The 15,350-nt window shown below is 41.0% G+C and carries 17 protein-coding genes; 9 read left to right on the forward strand and 8 right to left on the reverse strand.

Features of this window, described 5'->3' with window-relative positions; genetic code table 11:
- The first annotated feature begins 22 nt into the window (after positions 1-22).
- From SAE01_RS02035 to SAE01_RS02055, 5 genes are all read left to right on the forward strand, one after another.
- Positions 23-868, forward strand: coding sequence for a phytanoyl-CoA dioxygenase family protein (locus tag SAE01_RS02035; protein ID WP_147201853.1), 846 nt, complete (start codon positions 23-25; stop codon positions 866-868).
- A 38-nt stretch (positions 869-906) separates the two neighbouring features.
- Complete coding sequence (locus SAE01_RS02040) at positions 907-1,506, forward strand: 3-keto-disaccharide hydrolase (protein WP_147201854.1); 600 nt, start codon at positions 907-909, stop codon at positions 1,504-1,506.
- A gap of 250 nt (positions 1,507-1,756) precedes the next feature.
- Entirely contained in the window at positions 1,757-2,638 is an 882-nt protein-coding gene (locus SAE01_RS02045; protein ID WP_147201855.1) for a phytanoyl-CoA dioxygenase family protein, read from the forward strand.
- A gap of 34 nt (positions 2,639-2,672) precedes the next feature.
- Positions 2,673-3,665 carry a Gfo/Idh/MocA family protein gene (locus SAE01_RS02050; protein ID WP_147201856.1) on the forward strand — a complete coding sequence of 331 codons (993 nt, stop codon included), beginning with the start codon at positions 2,673-2,675 and terminating at the stop codon, positions 3,663-3,665.
- Between the two features lie 249 nt (positions 3,666-3,914).
- Positions 3,915-4,520, forward strand: a complete 606-nt coding sequence (locus SAE01_RS02055; RefSeq protein ID WP_147201857.1) for a hypothetical protein — start codon at positions 3,915-3,917, stop codon at positions 4,518-4,520.
- Positions 4,521-4,551: 31 nt separating this feature from the next.
- Here the strand turns inward: SAE01_RS02055 and SAE01_RS02060 are convergent, their stop codons facing one another.
- Positions 4,552-5,871: a serine hydrolase domain-containing protein gene (locus tag SAE01_RS02060; protein WP_170234056.1), complete on the reverse strand. Its 1,320-nt coding sequence runs from the start codon at positions 5,869-5,871 to the stop codon at positions 4,552-4,554.
- Between the two features lie 119 nt (positions 5,872-5,990).
- Positions 5,991-6,824, reverse strand: a complete 834-nt coding sequence (locus SAE01_RS02065) for an MBL fold metallo-hydrolase (RefSeq protein WP_147201859.1) — start codon at positions 6,822-6,824, stop codon at positions 5,991-5,993.
- 212 nt (positions 6,825-7,036) lie between these two features.
- Between SAE01_RS02065 and SAE01_RS24355 the strand changes: the two genes are divergently transcribed.
- Both SAE01_RS24355 and SAE01_RS02070 read left to right on the forward strand, forming a co-directional pair.
- Complete coding sequence (locus SAE01_RS24355; protein ID WP_170234057.1) at positions 7,037-7,189, forward strand: hypothetical protein; 153 nt, start codon at positions 7,037-7,039, stop codon at positions 7,187-7,189.
- 9 nt (positions 7,190-7,198) lie between these two features.
- Positions 7,199-8,149, forward strand: coding sequence for an NAD-dependent epimerase/dehydratase family protein (locus tag SAE01_RS02070; RefSeq protein WP_147201860.1), 951 nt, complete (start codon positions 7,199-7,201; stop codon positions 8,147-8,149).
- A gap of 62 nt (positions 8,150-8,211) precedes the next feature.
- On the opposite strand, the gene SAE01_RS02075 is transcribed toward SAE01_RS02070, so the two are convergent.
- Together SAE01_RS02075 and SAE01_RS02080 are read right to left on the reverse strand one after the other, a co-directional pair.
- The gene (locus SAE01_RS02075; RefSeq protein WP_147201861.1) at positions 8,212-8,940 is read right to left on the reverse strand and encodes a DUF3575 domain-containing protein; all 729 of its coding nucleotides are present in this window, start codon (positions 8,938-8,940) and stop codon (positions 8,212-8,214) included.
- Between the two features lie 43 nt (positions 8,941-8,983).
- Positions 8,984-9,406 (reverse strand): RrF2 family transcriptional regulator, encoded by a 423-nt coding sequence (locus SAE01_RS02080; RefSeq protein ID WP_147201862.1) that lies wholly within the window; start codon positions 9,404-9,406, stop codon positions 8,984-8,986.
- 101 nt (positions 9,407-9,507) lie between these two features.
- On the opposite strand from SAE01_RS02080, the gene SAE01_RS02085 reads away from it, so the two are divergent.
- Complete coding sequence (locus SAE01_RS02085; RefSeq protein WP_147201863.1) at positions 9,508-10,152, forward strand: class I SAM-dependent methyltransferase; 645 nt, start codon at positions 9,508-9,510, stop codon at positions 10,150-10,152.
- Between the two features lie 44 nt (positions 10,153-10,196).
- Here the strand turns inward: SAE01_RS02085 and SAE01_RS02090 are convergent, their stop codons facing one another.
- Together SAE01_RS02090 and SAE01_RS02095 are read right to left on the reverse strand one after the other, a co-directional pair.
- On the reverse strand, positions 10,197-10,832 hold the full coding sequence (locus SAE01_RS02090; protein WP_147201864.1) for a rhomboid family intramembrane serine protease: 636 nt from the start codon (positions 10,830-10,832) through the stop codon (positions 10,197-10,199).
- 20 nt (positions 10,833-10,852) lie between these two features.
- Positions 10,853-11,326 carry a 23S rRNA (pseudouridine(1915)-N(3))-methyltransferase RlmH gene (locus tag SAE01_RS02095; RefSeq protein WP_147201865.1) on the reverse strand — a complete coding sequence of 158 codons (474 nt, stop codon included), beginning with the start codon at positions 11,324-11,326 and terminating at the stop codon, positions 10,853-10,855.
- Positions 11,327-11,398: 72 nt separating this feature from the next.
- Between SAE01_RS02095 and SAE01_RS02100 the strand changes: the two genes are divergently transcribed.
- The gene (locus SAE01_RS02100) at positions 11,399-13,342 is read left to right on the forward strand and encodes a M1 family aminopeptidase (RefSeq protein WP_147201866.1); all 1,944 of its coding nucleotides are present in this window, start codon (positions 11,399-11,401) and stop codon (positions 13,340-13,342) included.
- A gap of 181 nt (positions 13,343-13,523) precedes the next feature.
- Here the strand turns inward: SAE01_RS02100 and SAE01_RS02105 are convergent, their stop codons facing one another.
- Both SAE01_RS02105 and SAE01_RS02110 read right to left on the reverse strand, forming a co-directional pair.
- Positions 13,524-14,330 (reverse strand): 4-(cytidine 5'-diphospho)-2-C-methyl-D-erythritol kinase, encoded by an 807-nt coding sequence (locus tag SAE01_RS02105; RefSeq protein ID WP_147201867.1) that lies wholly within the window; start codon positions 14,328-14,330, stop codon positions 13,524-13,526.
- Positions 14,331-14,589: 259 nt separating this feature from the next.
- Positions 14,590-15,177 (reverse strand): bifunctional nuclease family protein, encoded by a 588-nt coding sequence (locus SAE01_RS02110; protein WP_147201868.1) that lies wholly within the window; start codon positions 15,175-15,177, stop codon positions 14,590-14,592.
- Positions 15,178-15,350 lie beyond the last annotated feature (173 nt).

Here is a 15,350-nt window from a genome sequence, read left to right on the forward strand (position 1 = left end):
TTTTCTACTTCAACGATTGTGTATGCTAACGCCCGCTCAAATTAGTCAATATCATCACGACGGCTATCTTGTTCTAAAAAATTTTTGCAGCAAAGAGGAAATTGACAAACTGTATGCAGTTGCACTCGAAGATGGCGCTATGAAGAAAAACGCTTTAGATCTCAATGACCAGGCAGGCAAAAAAACAAAGTTATCTCTTTGGTTTACTCCAGGAAATGATGTGTTTGGTTATCTCACCCGAAGCAATAAAGTAATACAATCAATTGCACCATTGCTAGACAGTGATGCACCTGTTTGCCACTTTCATTCTAAGTTGATGCAAAAGGAACCTAGAGTTGGCGGCGCGTGGGAATGGCACCAGGACTATGGCTATTGGTATAAGAACCAATTCATGTTTCCTGACCAGCTAATAAGTATTATGGTTGCATTAACAGAGGCTAATAAAGAAAACGGATGCTTGCAGGTAATCAGGGGTTCTCATAAACTAGGCAGGGTCAACCATGGTTTTGCAGGTGAGCAAGTTGGCGCTGACGCCGTGATGGTGGAGAATGCATTGCAAACAATGGAACTGGTTTATGTAGAGCTAGAGCCGGGTGATGCCCTTATATTTCATAGTAATATTCTGCATCGCTCAGAAGCAAATTTGTCTGACCGTCCGCGTTGGTCGGTTATATCGTGCTATTGCTCGCAATCTAACATTGCCTACAACGAAACATCTACATCGTGGAAAGTGCCGGTAGATATAGTGCCTGACGAAGCGATTTTAACATGGGAAGCAGAGTCACTGTCTAATGCAGATTTTCTTAAAAAAGAAGATGATCCGGCTTTGAAAGAAACTGGCTGGGAAAAGGAAGTTGCGGTAAAATAGTTAAGGCTCTACAGTTTATATTAAATAAAAAAACAATAATGAAAAAAACAGTACTTCTCTTTTGCATTGCAGTTTCAGTTGCATGCACGCTAACAGCCCAAAAGACAACTAAAATTTTTAATGGCAAGGATTTAACAGGCTGGACAATTCATGGAACCGAGAAATGGTATGTTGAAGATGGTGAGCTGATTTGTGAAAGCGGACCTGATAAAGAGTACGGTTATTTGTCGACCAATAAGAATTACAAAAATTTCGTTCTCGAAGTGAAGTTTAAGCAGGAGGCTAATGGCAACAGTGGGGTATTTATCAGGTCGGGCATCCAGGGTACAAAGATTAGTGGCTGGCAGGTTGAAGTCGCTCCTGCAAATCAACACACCGGTGGTATTTATGAATCTTACGGAAGAAATTGGTTAATACAGCCAAAGCCTGAAGATGAGAAGTATTTAAAACAAGGCAGCTGGAACAAAATGAAAATCAGGGCAGTTGGTGATGAAGTAACTACGTGGCTCAACGGCCACCAGATGGTTTATCTTAAAGACGAAAAAATCGGAAAGGGTGAGGGGTTTATTGCGCTACAAATTCATAGCGGTGGCGGTATAAAAGTACGGTGGAAGGACTTGAAGATAAAGGAGATGTAGGTAGAGCGTTTTTAGTTTCCAGCTTTGTGTTTTGAGTTGTTCGTTACAACTCTTGTATTGAAAGCTCAAACTTAATTGAGGATATTTTTGGAACCAACATTAGTAATGCTAATCATCAGTGTTGTGTCACTCACTTGTACTTTCAATCTTTTTTGATCGGAAATCGCCGATGTGGCAATTTCTCTGGTTCATTTTTTAGCTCCCTTTTTATTGTAACAAAATGTGTTAGTCAATTAAAATATCATAGACAATGCAGGTAAGAGATTTAAGTGAAGTTCATGAGCAGGTCGCGAACCTGTTTCCGTGGCCCGAAAAGGCAGCGGACTGGGATCAGTACAGGCTGTCGAAAGACCAAATCGAATTTTTTAATGAGAACGGCTACCTGCCGGGGATAAAATTGCTGAATGACGAGCAGCTTGAAATATTAAGAAGCGAATTGTTTCAGTTGGTAGATCCTGCGCTTCATGACAACTCTTTGTTCTACGAGTATAACAGCAACGAGTCCACTGATCCACAAACAATTTTGTTTCATGCTTTGGGCGAGTGGCGTATTACAGAAGGACTGCACGACGTGCTCTGGAATCCAGCCTTTGTAATGGCTGCAAGTCAGTTGTTAGGAGATAAGCCCGTAAGGTTTTGGCACGACCAAATTTTTTATAAGCCTGCAAAAAAGGGTGGGGTTGTTGCGTGGCACCAGGACTACTCGTACTGGACTCGCACCAAGCCAGTTGCACACATCACCTGCTGGTGTTCGCTCGACGACGCGACGGAAGAAAACGGATGTTTACAATACATCCCCGGAAGCCAGCGGTGGGGTCTGTTGCCAAAGACTCATTTGGCTGGCGATCTTCATGGTATCCGTGAGTTTTTAACGGAAGAGCAGCAGCAGCAGTTTGACAAAGCAAAGGCAGTTCCTGTAAAGGCTGGCGAGGCAATTTTTCATCATTCACTTACCATGCATTGCTCTGGTGAAAACAGGAGCACAAGACCCAGGAGAGCATTTGTAATAAATGCTTTTGCAGACGGAGTTATTTCAGACTCTGATGAACCACTATTGCAGGGTGTACCAGTTGTGCCCAAAGGAAATAGGATGGAGGGGCAATTTTTCCCGCTGTTGTTTAAAGGCATCTAATGCCTGCAACTCTAACAACTAAGAAACTTAACCAATGAAGAAAGTTAGATGGGGAATATTAAGCACGGCAAAGATTGGTCGCGAAAAAGTTATTCCCGGAATGCAGGCTAGCGCCTTTTGTGATATTGCTGCAATTGCATCAAGAAACATCGAAGATGCGCAGGCAGTTGCAAATAAATTGGGTATATCAAAAGCTTATGGCTCTTATGAAGCATTACTAGACGATCAGGATATAGATGCGGTCTACATTCCTCTGCCTAACCAACTTCATGTGCCATGGGCGCTAAAAGCTTTGGAAGCAAATAAGCATGTTTTATGCGAAAAGCCGATTGGTTTAACTGCTGCAGAGGCGCAACAATTATTAAAAGCAGTAGGGCAGAAACTTCACCTCAAGGTGATGGAGGCTTTTATGTATCGCTTTCACCCCCAGTGGCAGTATGCGAAGGAGATGGTGATGGAGGGGAAGATCGGTGACCTCAAAACAATTCAATCTTTTTTTTCATATTACAACGACGATCCTAATAACATCCGCAATCAGAAGGAAGCAGGCGGAGGCGGGCTGATGGATATCGGTTGTTATTGTATCTCTCTTTCACGATTTATTTTTGACAAGGAGCCTGCGCGGGTAATGGGTAAAGTAGAATATGACAAGAACTTCGGTGTGGACCAAATGGCGTCGGGCGTGTTAGACTTTGGTTTCGGCACTTCCACCTTTACCTGTTCTACACAGTTAACACCTTTTCAGCGCGTCAATATTTTAGGTACAACAGTCGGTATTGAAATAGAGATTCCTTTCAATGCTCCAACTGATGCACCCACGAAAGTTTGGGTTCATTCTAAGCAGGGAAAAAAAGAAATCATTTTTGATATTGCCAATCAATATACCCTGCAGGGTGATTTGTTTTCGCAAGCTATTCTTAATGATACCCCTGTTCCTACACCCCTTGAAGATGCAGTCAATAATATGAAAGCTATTGAAGCGATATTTGAAAGTTCAGACAAAGGACGATGGATTGAACTAGGGTAGGTTTGATCCTTTTTCCGGCCTTTTTTCCATAAAGAGAAAATGTTGAAGAGTGCGACGCAACAAAAGGCGCATTGATAGACATGGCCGGGTTACAAATTGTCTTACGCGTTTGCCATAAACCCTCTTGTAGTTTGCATCTTTTTGTATGTCTTTTTTTATGTTAGCTAACTGAAATAAGCAAAGTACATTCGCTTTTTTTAGGTAACGGTTGCTGTACCACAAAGAGTTGTTTTACTAATTTTACTATTGATGAAGAGGAAAGGTTTTATTCTTTTATGGATGTTTTTTGCTTTTTCGAAAGTTTCGTTTGCCCAAAACAAGGCGGTTGTTTTAGAAAACGTATGGAACAATGATTTGAATAATTACAACCCCAAAGAGTATATCGATAAGTTGTACGAGGTGCTAAAGGCAAAACTGCAGGTGAAAGATTTTATAGCAGATGTGCGCACACTAACATCCACAAAGAAAGATCGGAACTGGGATAAAAATGTGATAGAACAACTTAAAGCAAAAAAGGCGGCGGGCGAAAATGCTTACTTCATTGCCATCGCTAGCGAGCTAAGGCTTCCGGCTTTTAACCTGGGAAAATTTCTTTTTAAGAAACCTCCCCGAAGTTCTAAACTAACTTTTACGCTGCACGTGTTCGACACAACCGGTACCGAGATAATTGGAGACACTATTGTTAACAGGGGCTGCCTCGTGAGAACATTTGATGAGGAAAAAGGCAGCAAATTCTTTTATACGGATTACGATAATTTTATGTCAGACATGCAGTGCCACCTCGATGTGCTGCGGAAGTCGATACAAGACAAACCTCTCGCTAAAAAGCAAAAGCGATACTTGGAAACTAAATAGTCTACTTAGAACATCCTGCACACGTCTCCTTCTACTTTGGATCTTTACATGCACTAATTACTGCGGGAAGAAAAGTATTCGGATCGAGTTCATTTCCCTTTTCGAGTGCCAGGCGAACCACTACCAATTTCTCTGAAGGTATTACCCAAACGTACTGGCCTTCGTAGCCCTGGCACCGAAAACAATCATCAGGGACAAGGGGATATTTTTTCGGGGCATGAATAGTCGCTTTGTTCAACCACCATTGGGCTCCGTAACTTCCTTCCTTTTTGGTGGTTTTTGCGGTAGTTGGAGTAGTCGTAAAGTTTACCCAGCCCACGGGTAAAATTCTTTCGCCATTCCAAACTCCGTCCTGTAAATAGAGCAGACCAAATTTTGCCCAGTCTAAAGCAGTGGCAAAACAATAAGAGGATGCGGCAAACGTGCCTCCTGCATCGACTTCTAAAACCGTATCATTCATTCCAATTTTATGAAACAATTGTTCATAGGGGAAACGGTAGTAGTTTGCTTCACCAACCACCTGCCGGATGATATAAGAGAGAATATTCGTCGAGCCGCTTGAATAGTAGAATTTGGAACCGGGAGGGTGTTGTAGTTTTTTGTGCAGCGCAAACCTGCCCATTTCTTTTTCACGGTACAACATGTTTGTTGCATCGCTAGGAGCAGCATAGTATTCCCACCAATTTAAACCGCTACTCATTTGCAGCAGGTTGGCGATGGTAATGTTTCGTCTTTCATCGTTTTTCCATTCTTTAATAGGAGCCGGCGCGTCGATTTGAAGTTTGTTTTGTTTAACTAGAATTCCTATTAAAGCACTTGTGATACTTTTAGCCATTGACCATCCGGCTAGTTTTGACTGTCGTGAAAATCCATTTGCATATCTCTCTGCGATTATTTCTCCTTCATACAGTACCACAACGGCTCGCGTTCCTCTTTCGCCTTCGGCATCGTCGAAAGCTTCATCCAATGCTGCGTTTAATTGTTTAGTGTTGATGCCAGCGTTAACAGTTGTTTTTGACGAAATTCCATTTGCCCAGTTTTCAGAACTACTATTTATTACAGGTCTTGGTTCGATTGTACTCGCCTGTTCAATCAGCTCTTGTTCGTTAACTCCAATCATTAAAGTCGCACCAAGTCCCTCTCTATAAATGGCTTTCCTTTTTGCCATTCCCCTGACTGTACCTGTTACAGATTTCTCTTGCTTGTCTATCGTATACCTTCCCAGGTTTAGAGGAAAAGCGCCTAATTCTTTTTGAATGATATCATTAGGAAGTCTTCCGCAAAGGAAAATATTCGAGCAAATTGTTTTAGCTCCATAGCCACTTATGATAGGAAACACTTTTGTTATCACGAAAAATCCAATTAGAAAAAGCAAGAACAAAAGCACGATATAGAGCAGCATGAAGTGTAGATGTGTGGATGAAAGTTACTGTCTTTCACGCTTAACTGAAACGATGCATCAGCCTTAATTTAAGAAAAGGCAAATGCAAGTTGAGAGGTTACTGAGGTGTGCTCAAACTTTAATTTGCCGCTGGTCGCGTTGTGAATATGATAGACTGGAGTTTCTTCGAAGCGCGAGGCTACAACAATTTTCACACCTTTAGCGTGCTCGTCAAATAACCTTTGTACAAGCAGAGGACAATTGTTATTTTTTGAAAGGTGAGAAAGGATGAGGTGAGTCATGAAAGCAGGCCGGTGTTGCGTAAAGAGTTCGACTGCTTGCCTGTTACTTAAATGACCGTGACCCCCGCTTATTCGCTTCTTAAGGAAGTAGGGATAGCCTCCGGACTCGAGCATCAATTCGTCGAAATTGGATTCGAGAAAAGCTGCATGACAATTTTTAAAGTGCCTGATTAGATTTTTACAGGGAGTGCCAATGTCTGTGAAAACGCCCACTTTTACTTTGTTGTATTCAATCACAAAGCTGTACGGGTCACATGCATCGTGACATTTTGAAAAGGCTGTAATGGCAAGGTCGCCAATGTAGACAGGTTGCTCGGGTGAGAAAGATTTTACCAAATGCTGTTCGAGGGAGAAGTTGCATTGTAGGAGTGTAGGCTCTGTTATGTAAACAGGAAATTGGTATTTCTTTACGAGCGAACATAATCCCTTAATGTGATCGGTGTGTTCGTGAGATACAAAAACCGCTTTTATCTTTTGAATATTCAAATCCAGCCGCTTCATTCTTTTTTCAATTTCCCTGCAAGAAATGCCCGCGTCTACTAAGACGGCTTCGTTTTGATTGCCGACATAGTAGCAATTGCCATTGCTGCCTGAGTTGAGGGAAGTGATGAATAAAGACATAACAAAGCAAAGAAAGCAGGTTTTCGTGAATTAGTCAGCAAGTGAAGCCGCTTTTATGACGGGTGTTAAAAAGTAATTTTTAATTCTTGCCAACTGGGTGTTATCAACAAGGAAAAAGGGCAAGCTTACGTATTCTTGATATGGATTCGTGGCTTTGAATGACTGAGAAATTTACAGGCATACGTGGAATAACTTCTTATCAACTGCTTAGCATGACAACTGCATTTTTGTTGCTTCAATTTTTTAATCAACCTTTGAAATGGAAACTGAAGTTGCAGGTGAACAGCCGTAAAAGTGTGCGACGCAACACTGTTGAGAAACGCATTTATGCCGGAAACAGAAAAATGATAGAAAAACATCAATAGCTAGAATATATGCCGAACAGAGACGAAAAAATTTTGGTAGTAGGTGCATGCGGACAAATAGGAGTAGAGTTGACATTGCAACTTAGAAAGATACATGGCGAGGGAGTGGTGATAGCGAGTGATTTAAGGGAAGAGCATCCATTATTGAAAGGGACCGGTCCGTACGTTTCTTTGGACATAATGAATAAGGAGACTTTTCACGTGCTTGTTCTAAGATACAATATCACGCAGGTGTATTTGCTTGCAGCCATCCTGAGTGCCACGGGTGAAAAGAATCCAACGCTTGCATGGCATATTAATATGCAAAGTCTGCTCAATGTATTAGAGGTGGCGAAAGAAGAAAACCTTGCAAAAATTTACTGGCCCAGTAGTATTGCTGTTTTTGGCCCTAATTCACCAAAAGACAATACTCCACAACATACCATTATTGAACCTTCAACCGTATATGGTATTAGCAAATACGCCGGAGAGCGGTGGTGCGAATATTATTTCAACCGCTACAAAATTGACGTACGGGGCTTAAGATATCCCGGGTTAATAAGTTACAAATCGCAACCCGGGGGAGGTACCACCGATTACGCTATTGAAATTTTTCATGACGCTTTAAGCAGCGGCCAATACACCTCTTTCTTAAAGGAAGATACCTACCTGCCCATGATGTACATGCCCGATGCCATCCGTGCAACCATTGAGTTAATGGAAGCGGATGCTTCTAAAATAACCATTCGCTCTTCATACAACATTGGCGCAATGAGTTTTTCACCGGGGGAAATTGCTGCTGAAATAAAAAAGCATGTCCCTGAATTCAGTATTAATTATAAGCCAGACAGTCGCCAAAATATTGCAGATAGCTGGCCAAAAAATATTGATGACAGTGATGCAAAAAATGATTGGGGCTGGAAGCCTGAATTTGGGATAGAAAGGATGACAGAAGATATGTTGAGAAACTTGCAGAAATAAATATAAAAGAGCATCGTAACAGATGCTCTTCTATATTTTATTAAACCTATTTACGAAATTGCTTAGAACCTGATACCAAGGTTAATTCCTAAGCCTCTTACTCCGGCCATCGATCCGGAAGTAGTAATGGTAGCGCCGGTGCTGGTTACTGTAGATTTGATAGAAGTAAATGCCACGTCTATACTTTCAAGTTCCTCACGTAGAGAGCGCTGTTCTGATTCACTTAGTGCTGTTTGAGCTATGAAGTTACCGTTAGCACTTCCAATACTTCCGCCTACAATCCACCAGTCTAGGTATAAACGTTTATGTAAAGTGAAGCTGCTTCCTAACATTAGTCCCCCCGTTGTTGCATTAAGTGAACCGGTAAATACAAGGTCTCTTTTTGCATTGGTTGAAGTAGTATAAGTGATCGGTCCCTGTAGATTATAACGGCCAAATCTTCCGTAAGGTGCAAGATAAAATCCATGAAATGCGCCTCTTTTGCCCACGTAATACCTTACCTCAGGAGTGAAAATAGAAGTGCCGAGTTTAAAGTCTCCTATCTTAATGTCAGGATCATCGATCTGGTTTTCGATAAAAGATTTAAAGGCAATATTCGAGGTTGGGATCTTACTATAGCCCAAAGCAACCGTAAACCTTTTTCCAATCTGCCTTTCGTATTGAAGACCGAAGCCTTTGCCGACGAACGAGGACAGATTTACCTTAACCATGTTCTTCCCTTCCAACATCTGTGACTGCGCCGGCAGGTAAATTACAAACGCCAGAAGTGATAGTATAGACCTTACATTCATGTTATTGTTTTTTATAGACTAGCAACTTTAACGCCAATAGGCCTTATAATATTATGCCGGTACCTGCAATGTCGGCTACAGTTTTATTTTCTAAAATAGCCAGGGAGGCGTCTCTAACCTGCAACATTACCCTGTTGAGACCACAGTAATTTTCGTCGCAGTTTTTGCACTTGGTGTAGAAGTGAAGGCTTACGCAAGGCAGTAGAGAAATGGGACCATCCATTAATCGCATCACTGTCGCCAGTTTAATGTCAGCCGGGTTCTTTGCAAAAAGATAGCCTCCTCCTTTTCCTTTTTTGCTGTCTAGTATTCCCGCTTTTTTTAATTGTAGTAGAATGTTTTCCAGGAATTTTAGCGGGATTGTTTTTTGCTCTGATATTTCTGCAATCAAAATAGGCCTTTGCTTATCCTGTTGTGCCATATACATTAATGCTTTAAAAGCATATTGTGTCTTCATTGAAAGCATAGAACCGGGTTTAATGAAATTAAAATTAGTGTTATTAATTATTACGTTTTGGATAAACCTTATTTCTACAGACTAGGTATGCAGTCTACTTTTGCGTCCAGATGAAAGGTAATTACAACAGCATCGCTCCTTTTTATGACTTTCTTTCGAAAGCGGTTTTTGGTACTGCTATTGTAAATGCCCAACAATTTTTAATACAAACGATCCCACCGAAAAGTATAGTATTAATTGTTGGAGGAGGAACAGGTTGGATCCTGGAAGAAATTTGCAAAGTGCATGCAGAAGGATTACAGATCGTGTATGTAGAACCATCAGAAAAAATGGTAGCCATATCAAAGAAGAGAAATGCAGGCGGAAATAAGGTGAGTTTTATTAACGAAGCTATCCAAGACGCTGCACCCAACAACAAATTTGATGTAGTAATAACTCCCTTTCTTTTTGATAACTTTTTACCGCCAACAGCGCAATGGGTTTTTGAGAAAATAGATCGGCTTTTGGTACCGGAAGGGTCATGGTTGTTTGCAGATTTTCAACTGGTAAGAAAGAGTGCGTGGTGGCAGTTTATCATGCTAAAGATTATGTATCTCTTCTTCCGCATTGTGTGCAGAATAGAAGCTAATCATTTGCCTGACACAGATGTATTGTTTGATCAACACGAATATAAATTGATCCGCTCTCAAACTTTTTTCAAGAATTTTATCTGTTCTTTTACCTATAGAAAATCAAAGGCGATTTATGCTACCTGACTAAAATTTTATTCCACCCGGTAATACATGTCCAACGCAAAGCATCAAAAAGAGAAGCTTTTTATCTGGGCGATAAAATTTTGAAAAAGATCATATTGAGAAAAAGCATAGCCAAATATTACAAGTAATCCGATACCTGCTATCGCTCCAAACAGGTGAGCAGAATGGTTAATACTACCGCCACCTTTTCTGTCAAGATAGACTGTTACTCCTAGATATAAAAAGCCAAAAATAAAACCCGGGATACCGATAGGAATAAACAGAAGGCTGAGTTTAACCAGGGGGTTCAAAAAGATACCTGCAAATATTACGGCTGACACTGCACCACTTGCCCCTAAACTTCTATAGGAATAATCGTTCTTGTGTTTACTAAAAGTCGGCAACAGGCAAAGAAACTGCGAGATGACATATAGGGCCACGTACAGTATCGGTCCTAAAGAGCCAAAGAGGTATTTGAAGTTCTCTTCAACTAAGCCGCCAAAGCTATAAAGCGAAAACATATTAAAAAGCAAGTGCGGGGGATCAGCATGTATGAGTGCACACGAAAAAAACCGGTACCACTGATTTTGATTGGTAATTGCAGGCGGATAAAAAATCATTTGTTCTGTAACCCTTGGATTGGAGAAAGCTGAAAAGGAAATGACAGAAGTTATAATAACGATGATTAAAGTAATGTTCATACGGGCGGCAAGTTAAAGAATTATTCGTGATGGTATTTTTCGTTCCGAATGATCGTACACGCCCGATAAACCTGCTCCGCCAACATCAATCTCACCAATTGATGCGGGAAAACAAGCGGAGAAAGTGACCATATAAAATTTGCTCTTGCCTTCACCTGCTCATCTACGCCGAATGCGCCACCAATTAAGAAGACGAGATTTTTTGTGCTGTTATTTCCCCGCGACTCTATCATCGCTGCCACTTGCGGCGAATTAATTTCTTTCCCTTTTTCATCCAGCAGAACCAGGTAGTCGTCCTTTTGCAAGCCGGTTAAAATTGTTTGCGCTTCATTCTTCTTTATATCGCCTTCCAAAGAATTTGTCGTTTGTCGAGCCGGAGAAACTATTTTCCATTCCACAGGGTAATATTTCGAGATCCTTTTTGTAAAATCTTCTACCCCCTCCTTTACGTAGCTTTCATGTACTTTTCCCACTGACCATAATTGAATTTTCATAAGCCGAAGTTAATTTGCAGGGCACTCAATTTTGATGGGACAAAGAAATAAATTGCACAATTACATTTGCTAATGCCACGGTTGTTAATCATACTCGTTTTCTTATTTACTTCTGCTGCGCAGGCTCAAAATCAACATGAGCGTTTTTTTGAAATTGCAAAGAATAGCGGGTTTGGACTAAATGGAGCAGATTTTTTCCAAAACAATAAAATGAACTTTTACGATGTCAAGTACCTAAAAATCGACATCACTGTACAACCTAAGAGCAAATTCATTACGGCTAATTGCAGTTACAAAGTTTTGGTAAGCCAGGCTTTAGACACTTTCGCCATTGAATTTAAACAAAACATGGAGCTCGACTCGGTGTATCTAAATAATACCAAAGCAGCTTTTACCCGAGCCAATGATCATATTTACGTTCCGTTGCAACCTGTCGCAACAGCGGGAACTTTGCTTAATCTTTCTTTTTATTACAAGGGAAATGTTGCTGCAGGTTTTTTCGCGGGAACAGATGCAAACGGCCTTGATTATTCCGCGAGTCTTTCAGAGGCTTTCCAGGCTCGTGAATGGTTTCCGGCTAAGCAGCTTTTAAATGACAAAATTGATTCTACCGATATTTGGATTACTACGGGCAGCGCTTTTAAATCCGGTTCAAACGGGCTTTTAAAAACAGTCATTGACTTGCCCGGCAATTTGAAGCAATACAGGTGGTCTTGTCGCTATCCCTTAAGTTACTACATGCCGAGTGTTGCCGTTGGAAACTACCTTGAATATAACAATTACGCAAAACCTGCCTCAATAGCTCCAGACTCTATCTTGGTTCAGAACCTGGTCTACAACAGCGTGCCTTATTTTAACCAGGTCAAACCGCAACTCGACAAGACGCCCCGCTTCATTGAAAAGTTCAGCGAGCTGTTCGGTATCTATCCTTTCTATAGAGAAAAGTATGGCCATTCCCAGGCAGACATTGGTGGGGGAATGGAGCATGCAACAATGACAACGATAAAAAATTTCGAAGAACAATTGGTTGCCCACGAGCTGGCTCACCAGTGGTTTGGTGATAATGTTACCTGCGCCTCATGGAATGACATTTGGGTGAATGAGAGTTTTGCTACCTACAGTCAATACCTGGCTGTCGAATACCTGCCGGCTCTTTTTCCAACCACGGCGGCCAAGACCATGGCTGACTTTCACAGCAACGCAATGTCTTCTCCCGCCGGCAGTGTCTATGTTCCGCCTGCTGATAGTTATAATGAAGGAAGAATTTTTAGTTACAGGCTAACCTATGCAAAGGGAGCGACCGCACTTCATAACCTTCGTTTCGAGATGCAAAACGATACCCTGTTTTTTAATACGCTTAAAAGATATCAGCAACAGTTTGCCAATTCTTTTGCAACCACAGCTGATTTTAAAGCAGTTGCAGAACAGGTTAGTGGCAAGAACCTGACTAATTTTTTCAATCAAAAAATCTATGGTGAAGGGTACCCGATTTATGATGTTACCTACTTAAAGCATGGAAACGACAGTCTTGTTTTGCAAGTGCATCAGACTACATCAGCACCTGCTACAACCCCTTTTTTTTCTGGTTTAATGGAGTACAAGATTTTATCGGCGCAGGGCGATACAACAATCAGATTAAATCAAACTGCTCCCGATCAAACCTTTTCTATTTTTTATCCTAAAAAGCCTAATGGCGTAATTGTAGATCCAAATAACTGGGTGTTAGACGGGGTAGGGACTATTAAAGAAGGAGTGTCTACGCAGCCTACTTCGAATGATTTTATAACTGTTTTTCCAAATCCGGTAAAAGACAATATATCTATTCGGCTACCCGTAAATAGGTATAGTTTGATCAGGGTGATTGATGTAAACGGAAGGCTTCTTGCTAATTATACAATACCTGCCGGAACTACTTTGTTCAAACAAAACCTCCATCTTCCAACCGGCATTTACTTCCTTTATTTTTTCGGAAGCAACCGATCTGATGTTCGCAAAATATTGGTAAGTGGAAGATAAAAAGTAAGTATAGGGATTTGGTATCAAGCTTAAGTACTCACCTCGGCGTTCGTTGCGTCGCACACTGCAGCTTTGGGTGATTTTATCACCGTTTTCCGTTTCCCTAAAATTACAAATGAGGTCACAAAAAAGACGTGTGCGCCTTTGCCTTCTTTGCCTGTAAACTTCGCTCAGAACGTATCTAAGCGATTAAGCAAGTGTAGCCCTCAGGAAAAGAAAATTCTAAGTTGGAGGTTTGTTCAAAAATACCAAACACTGTACTTCCGGAACCGGTCATCGAAGCATATAGGGCTCCTTTTTCGTACAGTTGTTCCTTTAAGTTTTTTATTGCAGGGTATAGATCGAAAACTGTTTTCTCAAAATCATTTACCAGCTCGTTTTTCCAAGTAGGTATTGGTTGCTTTATAATCTCGCTAACGCTCTTTAGTGGTCGGGCGGGCGTTAGCCTGGCAAAAGCTTCCTTGGTTGACACATGTATTCCAGGGTTAACCAACACAATTTTATATGACGCCAGATCTAATTCAACACGCGTCAGATTTTCTCCCCGTCCTGTAGCAAAGCAAGGTTTATTAATTATGAAAAACGGGCAATCGCTGCCTAATTGTAGCGCGTAGCTGATAAGTTTTTCTTCGGAAAGCTGTAGCTGAAAATGCTTGTTAAGCATGTTAAGCATAAAAGCACCGTCTGCGCTTCCTCCACCTAAACCTGCACCCATGGGAATGGCTTTGTGCAAATGAATAGTAACAGCAGGCAAATCAGGAAAATCTTTCTTTAGAAGATGATAAGCTTTTACACAAAGATTATCGTCGATCGCACCGTTAACGGGCAAGCCGGTTGTCTGAAAACTAAAATCTTGAGATGGGATAATCTCCAAAGCATCTTTTATAGCAACAGGGTAAAAGACAGTTTCCAGGCTGTGGTATCCATCAGCTCTTTTGCCAATAACCTGTAAGCCTAAGTTGATTTTACAATTCGGAAAAAGAACCACGATTTATTTGATTAGAAGGATTACAGAAAGTAGAACCGGGATTTATTGAATTAGAAGGATTGATGGGAAATAGAATGATAAAAGAATCTGAAAATTGAAACATTTTGTAGGAGTGGAGCTGAAGCCTGTTTTAACTTCTAAAGATGAACGGAGCGTCGCAACGGTGCTGCTATGAAAACAAATGCGGGAAACCCTAGTAGCTTTACTAAAAAATAAAATCTTCCTTACAATTCAAACAAACCCGTGAATCGTAGTTGTATCACTTCTTCCTCTTATTCAATTCGTCTCTGATAGAAATAGCTCTTATATAATCTTCCTGTTCAAGTACTTCGTTTAGCAGCGTATTTAATTCTTCGATACTCAGGCCGCTAAGATCATCACGACTTCCCGGCTCAGCGGTAGTAGAGACAGAAGATTTTTTCTTGGTAGCGCCAGAGTCTTCCATCAATATACCCGCGCTTTCAAGTATATGATCATAGGTGTAAACAGGACATCCAAAGCGAACGGCCAAAGCTAAAGCGTCGCTCGTACGACTATCTATTTCTATCGTGTCGTGCTCATTGATGCAAACCAATTTAGAATAAAAAATTCCTTCCTGAAGATCACTGATTACTATTTCCTGTAGGTCTACGTTGAAAGCATTCATGAAGTTTTTGAGCAAGTCGTGAGTTAATGGGCGGCTTGGTTGCATTCTCTCGAGCGCTACTGCAATTGCCTGCGCCTCAAATCCTCCAATAACTATCGGTAACCGGCGAAGTCCATTTACTTCGCCTAACACTACCGCATATGAATGCGTCTGAGTTATGCTATGTGACAATGCTACAATTTCCAGTTCTATTTTCTTCATACCTGCTATTCTTCAGAATGTAAATTATGCGCAAATGTAAAGATTTAGGATTTCATATTTTTGTATCTCGTCAATTGATATTGAATTTTTATAGAATAAGGTTTTTTCGCGCAAAGAATTAAAGCTCAGTTAACAATTAATAACCTCTGCTGATAGTTTGTTACATTTGCGCT

The sequence above is a fragment of the Segetibacter aerophilus genome, from assembly GCF_007991655.1.
GTDB lineage: Bacteria > Bacteroidota > Bacteroidia > Chitinophagales > Chitinophagaceae > Segetibacter > Segetibacter aerophilus.

What these genes read in the sequence shown, in the direction of transcription:
- SAE01_RS02035 (WP_147201853.1), top strand. Translation starts at nt 23, where the DNA reads ATGCTAACGCCCGCTCAAATTAGTCAATATCATCACGACGGCTATCTT.
- SAE01_RS02040 (WP_147201854.1), top strand. Translation starts at nt 907, where the DNA reads ATGAAAAAAACAGTACTTCTCTTTTGCATTGCAGTTTCAGTTGCATGC.
- SAE01_RS02045 (WP_147201855.1), top strand. Translation starts at nt 1,757, where the DNA reads ATGCAGGTAAGAGATTTAAGTGAAGTTCATGAGCAGGTCGCGAACCTG.
- SAE01_RS02050 (WP_147201856.1), top strand. Translation starts at nt 2,673, where the DNA reads ATGAAGAAAGTTAGATGGGGAATATTAAGCACGGCAAAGATTGGTCGC.
- SAE01_RS02055 (WP_147201857.1), top strand. Translation starts at nt 3,915, where the DNA reads ATGAAGAGGAAAGGTTTTATTCTTTTATGGATGTTTTTTGCTTTTTCG.
- SAE01_RS02065 (WP_147201859.1), bottom strand. Translation starts at nt 6,824, where the DNA reads ATGTCTTTATTCATCACTTCCCTCAACTCAGGCAGCAATGGCAATTGC.
- SAE01_RS24355 (WP_170234057.1), top strand. Translation starts at nt 7,037, where the DNA reads ATGACAACTGCATTTTTGTTGCTTCAATTTTTTAATCAACCTTTGAAA.
- SAE01_RS02070 (WP_147201860.1), top strand. Translation starts at nt 7,199, where the DNA reads ATGCCGAACAGAGACGAAAAAATTTTGGTAGTAGGTGCATGCGGACAA.
- SAE01_RS02075 (WP_147201861.1), bottom strand. Translation starts at nt 8,940, where the DNA reads ATGAATGTAAGGTCTATACTATCACTTCTGGCGTTTGTAATTTACCTG.
- SAE01_RS02080 (WP_147201862.1), bottom strand. Translation starts at nt 9,406, where the DNA reads ATGCTTTCAATGAAGACACAATATGCTTTTAAAGCATTAATGTATATG.
- SAE01_RS02085 (WP_147201863.1), top strand. Translation starts at nt 9,508, where the DNA reads ATGAAAGGTAATTACAACAGCATCGCTCCTTTTTATGACTTTCTTTCG.
- SAE01_RS02090 (WP_147201864.1), bottom strand. Translation starts at nt 10,832, where the DNA reads ATGAACATTACTTTAATCATCGTTATTATAACTTCTGTCATTTCCTTT.
- SAE01_RS02095 (WP_147201865.1), bottom strand. Translation starts at nt 11,326, where the DNA reads ATGAAAATTCAATTATGGTCAGTGGGAAAAGTACATGAAAGCTACGTA.
- SAE01_RS02100 (WP_147201866.1), top strand. Translation starts at nt 11,399, where the DNA reads ATGCCACGGTTGTTAATCATACTCGTTTTCTTATTTACTTCTGCTGCG.
- SAE01_RS02110 (WP_147201868.1), bottom strand. Translation starts at nt 15,177, where the DNA reads ATGAAGAAAATAGAACTGGAAATTGTAGCATTGTCACATAGCATAACT.